1 pseudogene is annotated in these 286 nt (G+C 47.9%); it reads right to left on the minus strand.

The annotated features are described in order from the left end of the window. A pseudogene (locus P0G09_RS20690) lies at positions 1-286 on the minus strand (XRE family transcriptional regulator); the annotation flags it as partial.

The following is a 286-nucleotide window of genomic DNA, read 5'->3' on the forward strand; positions in this document are numbered from 1 at the left end:
AGTTATCGACCATTGCACCATCCGAAGTGGACTTGTCCTTGCGGTGTTCCGTCTTGATGTTCTTCAGGATGGCCACCAACTCATCGTACAAGACCCGGCCTAAGTACTCATCTTCATCGATCTGCCCCAGCTTCAAGGTGCTCATGTACAGATCGTTTTCATCTGCTGCATACTTCTTTTTCAGCATTTGCCGGGTCGCTTCCAGACCAGTATTGAGGTTTTGAATGTTTGCGCTGACATATCCATCCACATAGATTTCCAGCGGTTCATGACCGATCTGGAAATC

The sequence above is a fragment of the Faecalibacterium sp. DFI.5.82 genome (genome assembly GCF_029076575.1).
Classification (GTDB): Bacteria; Bacillota; Clostridia; order Oscillospirales; family Ruminococcaceae; genus Faecalibacterium; species Faecalibacterium duncaniae.